General features: G+C 51.2%; 22 protein-coding genes. All 22 read right to left on the bottom strand.

Annotation, left to right across the window (positions count from 1 at the left end; genetic code table 11):
- Positions 1-17: 17 nt before the first annotated feature.
- The 22 genes from LLG46_02340 to LLG46_02235 all read right to left on the bottom strand — a co-directional run bounded on the left by LLG46_02340 (position 18) and on the right by LLG46_02235 (position 15713).
- Positions 18-698, bottom strand: coding sequence for a DUF4355 domain-containing protein (locus LLG46_02340; protein MCE5322135.1), 681 nt, complete (start codon positions 696-698; stop codon positions 18-20).
- A gap of 35 nt (positions 699-733) precedes the next feature.
- On the bottom strand, positions 734-1159 hold the full coding sequence (locus LLG46_02335) for a hypothetical protein (GenBank protein MCE5322134.1): 426 nt from the start codon (positions 1157-1159) through the stop codon (positions 734-736).
- Between the two features lie 189 nt (positions 1160-1348).
- Complete coding sequence (locus tag LLG46_02330) at positions 1349-1651, bottom strand: hypothetical protein (GenBank protein MCE5322133.1); 303 nt, start codon at positions 1649-1651, stop codon at positions 1349-1351.
- Entirely contained in the window at positions 1648-3138 is a 1491-nt protein-coding gene (locus tag LLG46_02325) for a phage minor capsid protein (protein MCE5322132.1), read from the bottom strand. Before LLG46_02325 ends, LLG46_02330 begins: the two co-directional genes overlap by 4 nt.
- On the bottom strand, positions 3138-4625 hold the full coding sequence (locus LLG46_02320; protein ID MCE5322131.1) for a phage capsid protein: 1488 nt from the start codon (positions 4623-4625) through the stop codon (positions 3138-3140). Before LLG46_02320 ends, LLG46_02325 begins: the two co-directional genes overlap by 1 nt.
- A gap of 1 nt (position 4626) precedes the next feature.
- Complete coding sequence (locus tag LLG46_02315) at positions 4627-5940, bottom strand: PBSX family phage terminase large subunit (protein ID MCE5322130.1); 1314 nt, start codon at positions 5938-5940, stop codon at positions 4627-4629.
- Entirely contained in the window at positions 5925-6428 is a 504-nt protein-coding gene (locus LLG46_02310) for a hypothetical protein (protein ID MCE5322129.1), read from the bottom strand. Before LLG46_02310 ends, LLG46_02315 begins: the two co-directional genes overlap by 16 nt.
- Before the next feature lie 208 nt (positions 6429-6636).
- Positions 6637-6906, bottom strand: coding sequence for an HNH endonuclease (locus LLG46_02305; GenBank protein ID MCE5322128.1), 270 nt, complete (start codon positions 6904-6906; stop codon positions 6637-6639).
- Positions 6907-7055: 149 nt separating this feature from the next.
- Positions 7056-7553 carry a hypothetical protein gene (locus tag LLG46_02300; protein ID MCE5322127.1) on the bottom strand — a complete coding sequence of 166 codons (498 nt, stop codon included), beginning with the start codon at positions 7551-7553 and terminating at the stop codon, positions 7056-7058.
- A 45-nt stretch (positions 7554-7598) separates the two neighbouring features.
- On the bottom strand, positions 7599-7967 hold the full coding sequence (locus LLG46_02295; GenBank protein ID MCE5322126.1) for a VRR-NUC domain-containing protein: 369 nt from the start codon (positions 7965-7967) through the stop codon (positions 7599-7601).
- Positions 7964-8434, bottom strand: a complete 471-nt coding sequence (locus tag LLG46_02290; protein MCE5322125.1) for a hypothetical protein — start codon at positions 8432-8434, stop codon at positions 7964-7966. Before LLG46_02290 ends, LLG46_02295 begins: the two co-directional genes overlap by 4 nt.
- The gene (locus LLG46_02285) at positions 8434-8640 is read right to left on the bottom strand and encodes a hypothetical protein (protein ID MCE5322124.1); all 207 of its coding nucleotides are present in this window, start codon (positions 8638-8640) and stop codon (positions 8434-8436) included. The genes LLG46_02290 and LLG46_02285 overlap by 1 nt, the downstream gene beginning before the upstream one ends.
- A gap of 37 nt (positions 8641-8677) precedes the next feature.
- Complete coding sequence (locus tag LLG46_02280; protein ID MCE5322123.1) at positions 8678-9121, bottom strand: hypothetical protein; 444 nt, start codon at positions 9119-9121, stop codon at positions 8678-8680.
- Between the two features lie 476 nt (positions 9122-9597).
- On the bottom strand, positions 9598-11985 hold the full coding sequence (locus tag LLG46_02275; GenBank protein MCE5322122.1) for a phage/plasmid primase, P4 family: 2388 nt from the start codon (positions 11983-11985) through the stop codon (positions 9598-9600).
- A gap of 44 nt (positions 11986-12029) precedes the next feature.
- A complete protein-coding gene (locus tag LLG46_02270; protein MCE5322121.1) occupies positions 12030-12911 on the bottom strand; it encodes a DNA adenine methylase in 882 nt (293 codons plus the stop codon).
- A complete protein-coding gene (locus tag LLG46_02265; protein MCE5322120.1) occupies positions 12908-13312 on the bottom strand; it encodes a hypothetical protein in 405 nt (134 codons plus the stop codon). The genes LLG46_02270 and LLG46_02265 overlap by 4 nt, the downstream gene beginning before the upstream one ends.
- Positions 13313-13316: 4 nt before the next feature.
- A complete protein-coding gene (locus tag LLG46_02260; GenBank protein ID MCE5322119.1) occupies positions 13317-13673 on the bottom strand; it encodes a hypothetical protein in 357 nt (118 codons plus the stop codon).
- Positions 13674-13743: 70 nt separating this feature from the next.
- A complete protein-coding gene (locus LLG46_02255) occupies positions 13744-14445 on the bottom strand; it encodes a hypothetical protein (protein ID MCE5322118.1) in 702 nt (233 codons plus the stop codon).
- Entirely contained in the window at positions 14429-14728 is a 300-nt protein-coding gene (locus LLG46_02250; GenBank protein MCE5322117.1) for a hypothetical protein, read from the bottom strand. Before LLG46_02250 ends, LLG46_02255 begins: the two co-directional genes overlap by 17 nt.
- Positions 14728-14937, bottom strand: a complete 210-nt coding sequence (locus LLG46_02245) for a hypothetical protein (GenBank protein MCE5322116.1) — start codon at positions 14935-14937, stop codon at positions 14728-14730. Before LLG46_02245 ends, LLG46_02250 begins: the two co-directional genes overlap by 1 nt.
- Positions 14938-15336 carry a hypothetical protein gene (locus tag LLG46_02240; protein ID MCE5322115.1) on the bottom strand — a complete coding sequence of 133 codons (399 nt, stop codon included), beginning with the start codon at positions 15334-15336 and terminating at the stop codon, positions 14938-14940. It abuts the gene before it with no gap.
- Positions 15336-15713 (bottom strand): hypothetical protein, encoded by a 378-nt coding sequence (locus LLG46_02235; GenBank protein MCE5322114.1) that lies wholly within the window; start codon positions 15711-15713, stop codon positions 15336-15338. Before LLG46_02235 ends, LLG46_02240 begins: the two co-directional genes overlap by 1 nt.
- Positions 15714-15842: the final 129 nt, after the last annotated feature.

Raw genomic sequence — 15842 nt, 5'->3', positions numbered from 1 at the left:
GCGTTTACCTCGCAGTTTTATTTTTTACGTTTCGCGGCATAGTATTTCTCGATCTCAGGCATCCGCCTAGCCATTTCGGCAGGTGACATGTCGGCTATGATCTCATCAGTCAGCGGCTTGCCGTCATTGCCATGAAATCCATCAGAGCCGCCTTTGTCATTGCCGTCAGGTGCAGTAGCCTTCAACTCCGGCACATCCTTGAGCAGAGCTTCGACTGCTGTTTTGATTGCACCAGTATCGGGTTCGCCATTGTCATCGACATCGATGTCGGACAAGTCGAGCATCCGCAGCGCATAATTGAGCCGGTCTGCCTTGATACCTGCCGCCAGAGCCTGCACTTTTGCTTCCGCTCGAATAACGCGGGTATTGGCCGCAGTGCTGGTATCTTTTGCTTTCTTTTCGGCCGCTTCTTTTTCGGCCTTGGCCTTCTCGGCCTCGGTCATCTGGGCTTTATTGCGCTCTTCTTCCTGAGCACTTTCCCAGCTTTTGCGCTCACGCCCCAGGCGCTTTTTGACAATATCGTCAACTTCGGTCTGTGTAAACGTCTTTCCGGCATTTCCGCCGTTACCATCGCCAGCATTTTTATCCTGGTCGCCGTCTCCAGCACCCTTGTCATCATTGCCGCCGCCGGAACCTGCTCCGTCATCGGCATCTAAGAAGAATAAGGGAATTCGCAAGAATCGAAAAAGTGTATACATGGTTCCTCCGTATTAGCCCGTCGGCTTATCCGCGATCAGCCCCGCGTAGGCGTATTGGCATCCCACTCGATGAGCGGGAAATTGTGTGCGATAGCGTCGGCAATTGCATCGACGGCATACTCGATCTGCCGTCTGAAGCCGCCAATCAGAATATCGTAAGCATTTTGACTGAGAACTCTATGCTCCCAAAGATCGAGCCGGATTATGTCGGTAGCCGATTCCAGATGACAATGAAGCAGTTCGTGAACTATCGTGTGACGCTGTTCCTCTGGAGATAACTCGCGAAAGCCTGTGCATAAATATATTGAGGCGCGTTTCCTACCCTCAATAGGAACTATCTCAGCACTTACATCCTCGTCTTCAGGCGGCTCGTCTTTCAACACAAACTCCCAATCACGCAGCCTCAGCTTATCGGCCACCTCGCGTATGTAAGAGCAGAGCGGATTATAGTCAGTCGTCAATGTAATCTCCGATGGTTGAATGAAAAAGCCCCCCGACAAAGCCGGGAGGCTCTATAAAAAATCGTATTTAAGAGGATTAGCACAGGAGTTAGCACCTGAAATCTGTTTCCACCGAAGCTATATAATCGGAATAACCTTGTGTCTTATGTGTCCTGCCACATCGCACTAATCCTCAAACAGCACTATTCTTTAAGCAGCTTTCTGCTCAACGGTATTTTTCACAAACTCACGAAGTTGATCGAACTTGCCATCGATATCTGTGTGCACTTCCGTGATTCCCATATCGTCAGAAGTCAGGACAAACGGTATGCCGTCGACTGCAAGACGAATAACAACAGTGCCCTCGGGTCCGATGACTTCATCGGTTATGATGACACCGCATTCAGTCCGCCAATAGTTGACCAGTGCATCGACGGACTCAACAGTATCGATATCTACCAATACGAGCCTTGAGTTGTCTTGCACATATGATCTTGTGGTTATGTTGCTCATTCTGCACCAAATTTCTTGTCGACACCCGAGTTTGTTTTAGTTGCAGTTTTGAAGATATCTTTGTAGATATCGTCTCCGGTGAGACCTTTACGCCGTTTATGATCGATCATCTCTTCCCACGTCAAGTCATGGTGCGTCGAAAGAATCTCTTCGAGATCATGCGGGTTTGACATCAGCTTCCTTGCCTCCGCACGAATCTCATTCCTCGCATCAAAAGCAGTTCTTGCACGATCCTTGATCGGCAATGCCGGATCGATCTTGGGCACTACACTCTTGAGACTGCTTACATACCAGTCTCTTACCTCTCTGCTGGACAATTTCCCATAATAAGCTGGGTCCACTGTCAACGGCATTATACCACTTTTTGACTCATTAACAAGTCCGGTTGCTTTTGGCTTAACAGCAAGTCCCTGTTCACGTGAATAATCCCTCTTCAGCGTTATCCAACCCTCGCCGTGCCTCTTCTCTCCGGCAAGGTTGGCCTGCTTGATATGCTCGCGCTGCGTGGCCTGCCACTGTCGGACTTTGGCGTGGGCTTTCTTCTGCTCTTCCGGTGTGATCGCCACTGCCTCGCGCCGTTTCCAGCGCCGAATATGTTGCTCGTTTGCTCTTTGCTGCTGACGAGCTTTGTATGCTTCCGGGTCATACGGCACATCATGCGGCCTGGTCACATCCTCGATATACAAGCCGATGGTGTGACGGCAGTTTGGATGTTTGAATCCGGCATCAATGGCCGTTTGTAATGACGGGTATTTCTTCGATTCGCCAGAGAATGATACGACGCGCCCTTCCCACGGTGCGCACAACGGGCAACAATTACCGTGACTGGAGATAATCCCCAGGTCCTGATCGTTCGCCTGCAGCTTGTCGATATGTCCCTGATCGGCTGCATTTCCCGCTGCAGTCCTGACCGCCATTTCAGCATACGACTGCGCGTTCCACCATCGCCCGGCTGAATCTTTGTATCCACTGATACCGTGCTCGGCAAACTGATTAAGGACACCCTGGATGGCCTCCCTGACCGTCTGCGTGCCGTTCACGACCTGAGCAGCTCCGGCAGCTACGGCGTTTCGGTAAACATCCTGTGTGACTCTCAACATCCGCAGGTGAGTAGAACCGACTGCGCCAACAGTCTCTTTGACGAGTGCCTTGAGAGCATTCCCGCGGGTGAATGCAGATGCACTCATATCTTTGAGCTTTGCCCGCTTCAGCTCGTCAACGGCCTCTTGCGCACCGGCATCGTAAGCCTGGTTGATTGCATCCTCGATATCCTGGCTGTTCTCACCCAGATCGGTTATTTCGCCGCTGATATCCTTTTTGAGCGCTCGGACCTCGGCCAGTTTCTTTTCTGCCCAGCCCGGCTCATCTATCCCGCGTGCCAGCCGCTTAGCGACCTTTTCGAGCATAATGCGCTCGGATTCGGCGTATATCCGCCCAATCTCATCAGCATAGGCGTCAACGTAGTCGTATACACGTTCCCAGGCCATTATTCGGCCTCTTCATCGTTCTCACTATCACCGCGTCCGAGTGTTGTCGGGTCCGGCACGTTCGCGCCTTGCTCGTCGAGGATTGCCTGCTTTTCAGCTTCTACCTGTTCGGGTCCCCAGTCCGGGTGCAACATCCGAATCTTCGTGATGAGACTAACTGCAGCCGCCCTGTTCACCAGGTCGAGTGATGACGCAATATCCGCCACAGATGACTGCACACTGTCCTGCATCTCCACATTCGGGCGTAGTGGCTCGACCTTACCGTCAAGGTGCCGTTTATCGATCTGCAGCATTATCTCCAGGATATCTGCAATCGCAGGTGCCCAATATCCGGCTTTTTTTGCTGTTGTGATAAACGTCCGGCGCTCACGAGTCTTGAGTGCGGTACCTGATTCCGCCTGACCCTGAATATCCAGCCCGAACGTTTGCGGTGAGTAACCCGCAAGCGTATATGCCTGCCTCAACAATGAATCTATAGTCGCTTTATGCGCTTCCGCACGTATGTCGAATTGCACCTGGTCAATCTGGTCTTTGAGATTACCTTCCCCAAGCGGTGCATTCAAGGCGATATATGCTTCGCGGTCGAGGTCAAACGAGTATTCGCCAGTTTCCGAGTCTTTCTCAAACATAGATTGTGAGCCGACGAGTCTACCGACCCCAAGGCGGATGTCGCGCATCCAGGATGTCCATACCTCGTCAATGGAATCCATGACCCCTTCAATGCCGGAGTAATCGCTTTGACCTATCGAGCGGTTTCTGAAACGACGGTTTGGCCGCATATTTGGTATGTATCTACAGGCGAGTCCGGGTAAGCCTGTGTCTATCTCGGCGGGCAGATCGGCCGTTTCAGGCCGACTAGAAAGATCGACCTCAGAACCGTGGTCGTGTTCAGTCCCACGGAATAGGTGATTGATGATTTTACCGGCAGTATGCTCTTCACAGTGCCACCAGGTTACGTCATCATCATCGGTTTCTATGACTCTATACAAATCCACGCTTGTCAGTATGCCGAACCAAAAATGCGGGATTGCACAATCAGCCTGAACAATCGAGGGGATCGGATACGATGATCGTTTTTTGTCCCAATTGACCTTGATAAACACCCCGCCCAGAGCAGAAGCGCTCTCGGCCGCCTCGCTGAGCAAATTAAAGAACGATGTTGCCTCGATAAGCTCGTTGAGGTGCTGTTGAGTTTTCTCTTCAGGTGAACCGGACGCATCCGCACCGGGAATTTTGACAACCGGATGCTCGGAAAACAGCATCGATGCGCTGGTTGCACTGATGTCGCCTGCCACAGGGACATGCAGCATCACTCTGCGCTCGGCTATGAGCTGTTTAGACCAAAACTTGCTATGTGCCAAACGACCGGCATAAACACTGCTGAGCGTAATGGGATCGCCGGAAAACCACGCGGCATGCTCTTTATATAAATCAAAGACCTCCGTCCAACCGGTCGGAGGCCATGGCCTTGAGTTTATAAGTGTCATTCTACGCTGCTTTCTTAGTAGTCTGTAATGCGATTTTCTTCAGAATCGGCTCCCACACATTGCGTGTGCCGTTAGCCCAATATCGCAAGGCATCGGGAGCGTGGTCGTTTTGCTTGACCGGTGCATCCTCACCGCGTTCCTGTGCTTTGGGGTCCCAAACATAACCACTCAGCTCTTCATCAAGCCCTTTGCACCGTCGATGCATAAACAATAACGGCGTCGAGAGCAATGTGCTTACTCTGCGGATACCGTCCAGAACACTATTATTTGCCGGTATAAGGCGGGCACGCAGGTCTTTGTGATCGTTATAGACCTGCAGCCGGAACGAGGCAGCCGATGGATCGATGAATATCCACTGCAACTTCGCGAGCGCGCTATGCGAAATTATGAACTTGTGCAGAGCATCAGAATATTGTCCATCGGTCATCTGCCGGTGCTCTTTGACCGAATCCCAGCGCCATTCATCAACAACATAGAACCGATTATCCGTGCCCTGTCCAATAAGCAGGAACACAGTCGGGTTCGTGGTGCCGTAATCGCAGGTAACCCAATAGCGCACCATTTCAGGCAGCTTATCTACGACATGCACTGCCTCATCGAACATATCGTAGATCGCGCCCTCGGCGGCGACCCATAGGCCGAGAATGTATCGCTTGTAAAATACACCGAAAAACATACGCTTTGCGCGTTCTTTTGCCTTTTGTGAAAGCGTCAGATTGTCATCCAGTGTAAAATGCAGATGCAGTATGTACTTTTCACAAGCCTTGAGAATATACTCGGTATTGACAATGTGATATGGACTCTCTGGATTGCAGTTCCACCAAAATAGTGAATTCGGAATGCTCAACAGTCGCCCAAGTGCTTGAGTAATAAATTCGGGGTGATGGAGAGCAATTTCATCTGCAAGCCAACCTGCAGCCGTTAGACCTTGCACTACATCTTGCGATGCTTCGTTATCAGCACCGAACAGGTAGTATGTATTATTTCCAAAGATGAGATAATTTTCAGACCGGTTATACTCGTATGCTATGCGCAGTGCTTTGAGTATCCGCAACATCGGACTGACAACATTGCGTTTCAGCGCGCCAATCGTGCGGCCTGAGATAATAAAGTTATATCCGCCGCTGGCAAACTCATGAGTAGACCAGAGAATAAAACTTAGAATAAAGACAATTGTCTTCCCAGAGCGGATCGAGCCGTCGGCAATGATACCGTCGTAACCGGCATACGGACTGCCTGAACGCCACCAACTGAGCACTTTTTTTTGCTTCCGGCTCATAGGCTGAAACTTGAATGCGGTCACTCCTCTTCGCATTGCTCAGCCTCATCACCAGTCCATATATCCTCAATACGGGAATCGATGGATTCGATTATATTATCTACGCCGGATTCATCTTCAGGCTCACTTGGCGATTCATAGAGCTTCAGCAGTTTGTTGAGTTCGGCCTGCGCGGCGATTGCGTTACGTATCTCATCAGCGCCATCTGCTTTATGATACTGTTTCTCCAGTCTGCGGATACCCTTGCTCAAATGTATTGGCTTTAGCTGCTTCGATTCGGCCTCAAGGAGCGAGTTGGCACGAGCTATTAACTTTTCAGTCTGTCGCCTGGATAAATTCCAATTTTCCGAACTATACCGAACTATTTCACGCGTGGAATAGCCGTCAACCAGCATCTCATAGATGTGGTCAATCCGCTCTTGCATTGTCGCCTTGTTGGATTTTGCAGCCACATCAATATCTACCTCGCCACCCGAGCATACTTCCCCGCACGCGCTTTGCCCCTGCGCCGCCGATCCGCCCATAAAGCCTCGTGTATGTCAATCAGTTTTGCACGCTCTGGATCGAGCACTCTGAGGGAGGTTAAGCGTATTTTGCCTGTTGTCGTAGTCATAGTCGTCATAGTAATAATCGCCCCCGTGTGCCGGATCGGGGGCGATTCAGAAAGGAGGTGTCCGATATTGCCGATGTTCTGCCCGCGTCGGACCGCGCGGGGAGATGATAGTTGTTGTTCTATAGGTTTTGAAAAATATCGCGGTCTATTTTATATAAATTTCTTAATTGCCTATGCAGGTCTCTATGGCATTTGCCACACAACCATTTCACTTCATATGGGTGCTCATAATCAATATGATGCCCTTGTATATTCTCTGCGCCAACGTTTTTACCACAAGCCTCACATGTTTCAGGTTTCTCGATTTTCCCTGTTTTTATAGCGTATGCAAGTAGGCTTCCGGCATTGTGTCGTTCTTGGCGCGTTGCATTTTTTGTAGCTGTTGGCATAAATACACCTCCCTAAGATGCCCCTGTATAGTGTCCCGGGTCAGACCAGCAGGGAACTGGCTTTTCGGTAGCTAACCTAGACCCGTTTTTATCTTCTATATACATGCGTGAAAACGGCATGGGGGGCAGCCACTTTTTGCCCCAAAACGCTATTTGTCTGAGCGTGAAGAAAACTTTTTTGAGCGTGAAACAGGGGGGCAGCCATTTTTTTTATTTTTCTGCTTATCGGACCATTCTTCACAGACATCAGCCATATGCTCGCGCACCTCACGCCAAGAAAAGGTTTCAAGCATAACAGTAAGAAGCCCATGCTTCATTGGCTGATAAAGACTTATTTTGTCCAGTGCAACCACACGAGCTTTCTGAACTGTTTGCCTTGCACAATCAAACCGCTCTGCTATCTCATAGTCGCTATTTCCGAGCAGGTGGCATACCAGCACAACAAGCTGCCAGTCCGTCAGCCCCCCACGCTGCCGTCGTGACCAGCGTATCATCTTGCGGACTTCCCGCCATAATAAGCCGGTGAGGCCGGGATCGCGGCATATGTTACTGACATATGAAAACGGACTACAAGCCTTTTCCCAGAGACCCGCTCCAACCGCAAATACATCTTCAATTTCCTCAACCGCTATTGTCCGCCTTGCCACCTGCCTTTAGCCTCCTGCATAGTAATAATTGCTGTGTATGTGTATCTAGATCAAACCCAACGCTACCGACTCAGCTTCCGACCAATCGTCAGGGAAGCGCCATAGATAAACCCGTGTTGCCGCTCCCCAAAGACGATTCAGCCACTCTTCCTGTTCTTCAGTTACAATTCGCCGTTTGGTTTTCAGCTCGGCGATAATAAGCCCGTGAACCGGATGGACTGCCACAAGATCGGGAAAGCCAGCCTTTGTTTTGCGACTGTCTGTGACGTGGTAGCAGAGCCAGCCCTGACTCTCGAATAGTTGCTCGACCTTTGCCTGCCATAGCGTTTCGGCTGCATCTGGACCGGGCATGTTGATCTCGCCTCCACGCTGGTATGCGCGGTATTGTTCCGGGGTCCAGACTTCCTGACTCACTGCTGCACTCCGAATCCATCAGTCAGCGCAAGCATCTTGCCGCTTGACAGCGCTTCCTGCATCGGTTGTAACATCTGCTGCCCTACGGTTCTGCCGTTCGGCAAAACGATGTGAGCCATAAACTCCTCGTCGAACGTCGTAATGCCGGACTCGACAGCTTCGAGCTTGGCTTTGATGACAAGATTCAGCGCACGATATGACCGCCTGCATTCCTGCTCCCAGGCGGCGTAAACAGCGTTTTCCGAAGTTCTCTCACGTCCGGTTTCGGTAAGTCTAAAGCGCTCTTCGTTCTTGTCCGGCAGTTGCATGTAAATACGAACCAGCCGACCTTCGCACTTGAACTCAACTTTCGCTATCCTGCTCTCCTCGGTAAAACTAAACCCGTCAGCGCTATATCGGTTCACGGTCCGGCGAATCTCCATAATCGAGTTCTCGACGCTGACGGATGTGTTCTGAGCGTAAGCCATCAGATCAGCTCCTTTTCCTTGCGCAAGCAAATCTTACATATTAGCCGATCTTCCGTTTCGCTTCGTGGCCGCAGATTGCCATTGCCATACTTGCCAAATCCGAGCTGCCGTCCGCAGAGACTTGTGCCGTTAGGCATTACGATATGCCGCTTACCGGCATGACCTCGACCGGTCATCATGACGACTCCGTTGATTTCAGATATCATTTCTTCCTCCTTTTTCGGTGTTCACTATTGTTTCGTATCAATCCAGCACAAGGCAGTAGTCAGTCCCATCCGCCGCGGCCAGTATCGGCCAGATATAGAGCTTTTGCTGCCTGCTGCCGGCAGGGATCAGCCTGCCGAAGTCTAAATAAACATAGGGTCTCTCGGGCTTAGGTTTTCCCGGTTCCCAATATTGAGAATATTGATAACCCTGGTCAGCACAATATCGAAATAGCGCGATATAATGCTTCTCCAATTCATCAAGCTCATCGTCAGATAGCCTATCGAACCGGCCAGACGACACGGGAGACGGCAAGGTCGGGACTGCCTGCATTTCGAGCAGCTCGGCGATAATAGTCTCTTTTGCATCGACCACCTGCCGGTGGAGGTGGTCGGGCAATTTTGGCGACACGATCAGTTTCCTGCTGTTCGATAGATGCACGCTGTATCCACGGTTCTTGAGTCCTGTCAAATATCGTCCCATGTTATTTCCTCCGTTTTGCTTCACGAAAAATTGATCTTAGTTCCTCGATAATTGTGGGTTTATAGCAAGATATCTGTCGTGCAAGCGGAGGCAACGGCTTAGGTGTTACGACAATATTTTTACCATTGCGAGTAAGCCGGACCCGAAAACCCATTCTTTCCAAGATACTAAGATAGCGTCCCATTTCTTTGCCTCAATATGTAACAGATTGTGTAATTATCACCAATGTTTCAATTCTGTAGGGTCTGCACAGTTCTGTAGGGTTTGACTATTATCAGCGTCATTACTCATATTTAAGCTTAAATAAATAACTATAATCATAGTACATTCAACCCTACAGAACCCAACAGTTGAGCGTGACAACCCTACAGAAATCTGTAGGGTTGGCGTGTTCACAACACAAACACATATGTCTCCCCACTGGCAGTAAAATCCGGCACATGCCCCTGTTTTTAACGCCTGATTGGCTGCGGTTTCTATATTTCGTCATATTCTTTTTCCTCTGAAAAATCCAGGTTATTTCCATATTTCGATAAACCGATTCCCCAGTATTCGATGCCGTTCCCGGACCTGTGCCGTTGCTTTTTAATCCCCGGTCTATCCGTCATCATCCGCCCAAACCTAGTGCTGCTGATGGGTTTGTCCTTACTGGTTTCGCAGTAATCCAAATACTCTTTGTAGAGGTCACTTGCCTTGATAGACTGGGTCGGCTGCAGGATGCACCGGTCGGCAATAAACGGTCCCAGGAAGTCCATTTCATCGCGATATTCGGCAGTCGCGGCTCTAACCTCCTCCGGCTCTCCAAGACCCTGTTTTTGCCAAATCTGACATCCTCTGACTGCCCAGGCAAGAATACCTTCGGCCTCATCCCTGAGCCGGTCAGGAAGCGTTGCATCCTGCTGATTGTCCGGTATACGGACAAGGAACGGAATCATCTTGATACGTCGCCAGATTCCGTCGTCAGTGCCCCTTACGCCCGGCTTGTGGTTGGCTGCAAGGAATATCTTGAATGTGCCCCGGAACTGGAAGAACTCCTGCCGCATGAAGCGTGCTGTGATAGTGTCGCCGCCGGTGAGCCGCTTTACCAGGCTCTCGGCCATACGTTTGTCGGCCTCCGCCTCAACAGCCGTAACGAAGCGTGCTCCTCTGAGCCTTGCGATATCGTTGGATATGCCGTCATTTTGCTTTATCATCAACGACTCGGTCGGCGTGTCCTTGGCATAGTCGCCCAGAACGTCCTGTATGACGTTCAGGAACGTGCTCTTGCCGTTCGAGCCGACTCCGTGCAGGAAGAACAGGCACTGCTCACGTATCACGCCTGTGAGCGCGTAGCCTACCGCCCGCTGGATGTAGTCGATGATATGCTGGTTGTCCTGGAATATAGAATCGAGGAACTCCAGCCATGTCGGACACCCTGCATCAGGATTGTAATTCCACGGCACGAGTTTGGTTATATAGTTGTCCTGCCGATGAGGAAGCAGCTCGCCGTTGCGCAGGTCCAGGATGCCGTTTTTGCAATTTAGTAGCCACGGGTCGGAGTCGAGATCGTCGGAACCTATACCGAGCCAGGCACGCGCCAGACTGAGCATTGCATATATTTTGTTGTTCGATTCAGATGCTCGGGCATATTTGATGAGCCTCTTTTGAGATGCTTCGTCTACAAGCGTTTGAGCCTCATCGAGCATCTTGCGGACCGTCAAAGCTGACCGCTGTACGACCTTGCCGGTCTCATCCTCAGCCCACCGCATATTGTCCCAGACAAACCACTTGCCGAATGCAGGACAATAGAGCAGATCGTTTCCGTGCCTGGCCAGAAACCGCTCGGCATTGCCTAAGTCTGTCTGAGCGAAGAATGCCAGTTCCTTGTCATCGATCTGCTTTTCTTCCTTACGTGGTGTGTGTGTAACAGTTGCCGAGGCGGCAGGCGTGCCGTAACCTTCGCCTGAAAGCGCCCTGGCTGCGGCTGAATAGTCACCGCTGTGCAAAATAGTAGTGTAGATGCCGAACGGCGTGTATGACCGCTCAGCCTCAAACGGCGGGGCATTCGTGCTGAATACGTAGAACACCTCGGAGTCCTTGTAGTTCCACGTTGCGGATATTCCTTTTGACTTACCCGGTCGGCGCCAGTATTCGACTTCGCTCTTTTCCCAAACCCGTGTCCAGCCCTGACCCTGTAGCACTTCCCGCCAGTCGCCGTGGGCGTTGTAGTCATCGCCCGGAGCGCCCCCGCGTTCCTTTTCTGGTCGTGATGAGGTCGACTTATCATCGGGCATATACTCATTGAATGACCGCGCTATCTCAAGCAGAGCCTCCCGGTCATCGGCGCTGATAACAGGGATATCGCACAGATCACCGCGCACGAGTATATAGGGATTGCCGGTCTCGTGGACTTCGACAGGAGAGCCGGGCGCTATGGTATAACCGCCTTCACCACGGGTTTCTATAGCGACCTTGACCTTGCCGTCAGGATCGAGATACCGGGCAAGCGGCTGGTTGCCCTCGACCGGAGACTCACATCGGTAGTAGAGATGGTAGCAGCGCGTTGACCTGGGCGTGCGGACAAGCGGGAGTGATTCTATCAGCTCACCATAGCCGCATTCCTTGGCCAGATCCGCCCAGGCTTTGCACGAGCCGGGCAGATCGAAGTCGATGCGCTCCAGGTTGCCGGACACCGCGCCGCCGATGATTGCAATGCCGTGATTGCCCGCCACAAACCAGCCGCGTAGTGTCCGGTCGTCGGCGATCTGGGTCTTGTATGTATCCCAGGCAACCGCTGGAGCTTTACTGCCGTCCAATTTTAGAGGTATTACCGACAGCCCTGTCTTGGCGTATTGTCTTGCTGTCAGATAAACCGATTCTGCCATCCTTGTGCCTACTCCCCGTGTTAACTGCTCAATCGGCAGATTTGTCAAAACAATAGTCCCCGCGCATCCATCGCCCGAGGCGAAAGCCATAAGCATTCCATGCGTTCCCTCGCGCCGTCAGCATAAGCCTTTTTATCGAACCGCTCCCAGTCGCCGTAAAGTTCATCGTATAGTTCAGACCGATAACCGGAAAGCACAACCATACCCTTGACCGACCGTAGTACCTCCGCAAGTTCACGATGATCGTCGTCTGTCATCTCGTGCATATAATCCTTGCCGGGATCCGACCTTGAAGACATCACGTATGGCGGGTCAACATAATGCAGCGTGTCGCCTCGATCGTGCTGCTGCATACAATCGATCGCTTTGCGGTTTTCGATGACGACGCCTGCAAGTCGATCGCGGAACACGCTAATGTGGTTTGGATACCGCGCCCAATCGTGCGCTGGCGTGGTTCCCGATCGATACGAGTTGGCACGAAAGCCGGTATCGTGCGTCCACGTCGATGCTCGAGTGCACATCCCCCGAGCTTTGCCGGCGTGAATGGCGTTTGACCCGAACCCCATATATGCTTTCACGATCGTGCGTCTTGCCTGTTCGACATCCGTAAGCTGCTCTTTGATCTCATAAGCTATCTCGAACTCTAAGCGTGAGAATGGTGTCAAATAGAGCAGCTTTTCCAGTTCAGCAGATAGATCCGGATCCCGCAGCACTCGGAAGACGTTATATACCTCCGGGTCCAGTTCGTTATATATCTCTGCATACGATCGCGGCTTGCGCATCAGAACGGATGCCGCACCGCCATAAGGCTCAACATAAACCCGATGCGGCGGGAAGTGCGATATCACCCAGGGTGCAAGTCTCCACTTGCCACCGTGATAGCGCAGGATCGGACGGATTGGTTTGCGCATAGACTGAGTAATCATTTCACAGCTGTCCCTACCCGAGGTGCCGTCAAGCTGTCAAGACACTCCGACCAGTTTTGAAAGAAAACGACGTCCGGCAAGTAGTGGAAGATATTCTCACGATATCCGACCACACACAGCTTCTTGCCAAACGCGACCGCAAGCCCGAACTCTACGTGTCTACCGCCTCGGGAAAAACCGGAGTCTGAAAGTTCGGTAAAAGATACCACTATGTCTGCTGCCATCAGGTCCTCGCAGTCTTCCAGGGCATAACGCGCTATTGTAAGGGAATCAACGAATGCTTCCCCGTGACTGCCATGAATCCACCTGCTGGTCACAATGTGCCCATGGCGCACAAGATCGGCTGCGTAGACCTCAAGCTCTTCACGCCGGTCGTATCGTGCTGTTAAATAGATATTCATATTCCTAATCCTCTCTCACCACTCGGAGCTGGTCCGGCTTGAACGACACTCGCTTGATACCGCCAAGCTCTTTAACTCGCCTGTCCATATTCACGGTGATGCACAATCCGATACCAGATGCGAAAGCTACGGCTTCAACTCGCCCGAATTTGTCTCTGAGGAAGCTGATATTATCCGGCCTGGCGACTATTACTTTCTGCTTATGCATATCAGTTACTATCTTGAATGATGGATAATAGCCGGACACAGCCACTCGTGCACCAACCGGAAACTGCTTTTGCCAGAGTTTGATCAGCCTCTGCTGCTTTTCTCTGCGTTCCCGCTCCCGACGCTCTTTTGGTGATTCATATCTTGTGCTCATATTTGTGATCCTCTGCTATAAGGTGCAAATAATGGCCCGACCGCAGTGGCCGGGCCTCGCTCCGCTGACCCTATTCGTCCTCGAACGGGTCGTCATCGCCCTTTTCCTTTTTTCCGACTTCAAACTCGCCGCCGCCAACCGGCATAACGCCCTGCTTCTTGTACGGCGAATAACTAAGTATGTTGGCGTAGGTCCTTTTGTTTTCGCCATTACCTTTAGTTGTGTGGCCAACGACGCCAGAGAATTGTCGACCGATCAGATCGTCAGTGTCGACCTTTTCGCCACCTGCGCAGTCGATTGCTCTACCAAATACAGCAGAGGTCAGTTGATATAACTTCGACGGCTTGTCGCCTGCGGAAATGACCTGAGAGGCCATTACGCTAATCCACTTGCCTTTCGTTTCGACATCCTCTACTTCTTCAGGCTTGAGGATTTCGCACTTGATCTTGAAAAACGGACCGTAATCCCCCTTGTCGGCATCGATATCTATTACCTGGAAGAGATACCTTCCTTCAGGAATCAGTTCAAACTCTTGTTCTTTTGCTGTAATTACCGGCATGTTCATAGCTCCTTTTCTGATCTCTTGCAATCTGTCCGTTAGCGGACTTCGCTGTCTGAGATATTCACATTCTGGGTTCTGACACTGTGCAAATCGTCTACCCGATTCGCCATCGTAAAAGTGTTTCATAGGCTGCCCGCAATAGGGGCAAAGCCCATCAGTCGTGAGCAACTCGGCATACCCGAACTGCAGGGTCTCAAGCTGGACGGCCATTGATCAGCCCTCCCATCAGTCGTATGTGCCGCTGGACCGCTATAAGGTGTTTGCACAACTTTTCCTCGTGGTCCATCCGACACAGGAAGTCCATACAGGAACACTCCATCAGGTCAGTATCGACAATGTATTTGCGCTCATCATCGACGGGATGACTCACCAGCCAGTGAGTGGCATCGATTTGCTTGAGCGTGTAGGCCCACAGCACTTCATCGCTACGGATGATGCGATCCGGATCGGCTGTGCGTTCGATTCGTTTGGGACCTACCGCTGTGATGATCATCAGACTACCACCTCTGATTCTGCCGAGATTCTGGCCGCATGCCTGGTCTCGTCTGCTTCCAGTTCCTTGAGCTTGTTTTTCCAAAGAACAAGGTCGGCCTCAAGGACTTCCAGGGAAACCTGATCCTGCTCAAGCCGCTGTTTCTTGTTCATAATGCGGACTTCGAGCTTGGTGATTTCACGCTGAAGCATATTGGTCAAATTGCTCAATTACGCCACCTCCTTATGATCGAATACAAAGCCGTCATCGACAGGCTCGAAAAACTGTGCTTCTTTTGCTTCTTGCAATTGGCGATAGGCAACAGCTTTAGTTCCGGCTTCACTGCCGAGCATAACAACATGTTTAACCCACATGCCCGGTCTGAACGAACCTACCATTCCACTCCAGGCAGTGCCGTAAAAGACCAGGGTGCCTTTGCCGTCGTCTCCGTTGTCTTGTAACCTGATAGCGACATTCTCGGGGTCGCTTGCTGTGCGTGGATAGACTTTGATTGAGATATACTCATCCTCGAATTGGCCTCTGCTGCCCAGGTTGTTTACTATAGAGACCGCCGCTTTATGCACGGCCTTGGTCTCGTCGGTTGCGTGCCTCTGTAATCTGAAAAACATCAAACCACCTCCTTTTCTTTAGCTCTGTATATCTGAGCATCGGCCAGATACTTACTAAGCGATTCGTTGCAGATCGGACAAAGCTGCTTTGATTTCTTTCGATTCTTCAAGCGCCTCTCGAAACTGCGATCACCCTCTGGCCATACTCGCACGAGCCGCCAGGGAATACCGGCCTGGGTTATAACAGCCATAAGCCTGCTGCCATTACCGTGTTCGTGCCGTTGCATTCTGGCTTCAATGCCCTCAGCATCCTCGACAAACCCTATGTAATGTCGAGCATGTTTATAGGGCCGGTCGAAATGTATCAAGTAAACAGGCATCACTTCGACCCCCCACGTGCTGGCAACTTGCAGAGGTCCCACATCATCTGCGCCCACATCGCCTCAGCTCTCGTCATCAGTCGAAAGATCGATTCCATCACGAAGAGCCTCCTTGTCCGCGAAGTAAGCTGCAACTATCAACGGAACTGCTATGACTACACCGCTGATGACCAAACAAACGAAATC

It is taken from the genome of bacterium (genome assembly GCA_021371935.1).
Lineage (GTDB): Bacteria > Armatimonadota > UBA5829 > UBA5829 > UBA5829 > UBA5829.
Note: the sequence above shows the minus strand (reverse complement) of the source record. Positions and strands in the feature narration are given on the sequence as shown.

What these genes read in the sequence shown, in the direction of transcription:
- LLG46_02340 (MCE5322135.1), bottom strand. Translation starts at nt 698, where the DNA reads ATGTATACACTTTTTCGATTCTTGCGAATTCCCTTATTCTTCTTAGAT.
- LLG46_02240 (MCE5322115.1), bottom strand. Translation starts at nt 15,336, where the DNA reads ATGTTTTTCAGATTACAGAGGCACGCAACCGACGAGACCAAGGCCGTG.
- LLG46_02315 (MCE5322130.1), bottom strand. Translation starts at nt 5,940, where the DNA reads ATGCGAAGAGGAGTGACCGCATTCAAGTTTCAGCCTATGAGCCGGAAG.
- LLG46_02250 (MCE5322117.1), bottom strand. Translation starts at nt 14,728, where the DNA reads ATGATCATCACAGCGGTAGGTCCCAAACGAATCGAACGCACAGCCGAT.
- LLG46_02290 (MCE5322125.1), bottom strand. Translation starts at nt 8,434, where the DNA reads ATGGCTTACGCTCAGAACACATCCGTCAGCGTCGAGAACTCGATTATG.
- LLG46_02270 (MCE5322121.1), bottom strand. Translation starts at nt 12,911, where the DNA reads ATGATTACTCAGTCTATGCGCAAACCAATCCGTCCGATCCTGCGCTAT.
- LLG46_02280 (MCE5322123.1), bottom strand. Translation starts at nt 9,121, where the DNA reads ATGGGACGATATTTGACAGGACTCAAGAACCGTGGATACAGCGTGCAT.
- LLG46_02265 (MCE5322120.1), bottom strand. Translation starts at nt 13,312, where the DNA reads ATGAATATCTATTTAACAGCACGATACGACCGGCGTGAAGAGCTTGAG.
- LLG46_02325 (MCE5322132.1), bottom strand. Translation starts at nt 3,138, where the DNA reads ATGGCCTGGGAACGTGTATACGACTACGTTGACGCCTATGCTGATGAG.
- LLG46_02260 (MCE5322119.1), bottom strand. Translation starts at nt 13,673, where the DNA reads ATGAGCACAAGATATGAATCACCAAAAGAGCGTCGGGAGCGGGAACGC.
- LLG46_02255 (MCE5322118.1), bottom strand. Translation starts at nt 14,445, where the DNA reads ATGGCCGTCCAGCTTGAGACCCTGCAGTTCGGGTATGCCGAGTTGCTC.
- LLG46_02320 (MCE5322131.1), bottom strand. Translation starts at nt 4,625, where the DNA reads ATGACACTTATAAACTCAAGGCCATGGCCTCCGACCGGTTGGACGGAG.
- LLG46_02305 (MCE5322128.1), bottom strand. Translation starts at nt 6,906, where the DNA reads ATGCCAACAGCTACAAAAAATGCAACGCGCCAAGAACGACACAATGCC.
- LLG46_02275 (MCE5322122.1), bottom strand. Translation starts at nt 11,985, where the DNA reads ATGGCAGAATCGGTTTATCTGACAGCAAGACAATACGCCAAGACAGGG.
- LLG46_02310 (MCE5322129.1), bottom strand. Translation starts at nt 6,428, where the DNA reads ATGGGCGGATCGGCGGCGCAGGGGCAAAGCGCGTGCGGGGAAGTATGC.
- LLG46_02330 (MCE5322133.1), bottom strand. Translation starts at nt 1,651, where the DNA reads ATGAGCAACATAACCACAAGATCATATGTGCAAGACAACTCAAGGCTC.
- LLG46_02285 (MCE5322124.1), bottom strand. Translation starts at nt 8,640, where the DNA reads ATGATATCTGAAATCAACGGAGTCGTCATGATGACCGGTCGAGGTCAT.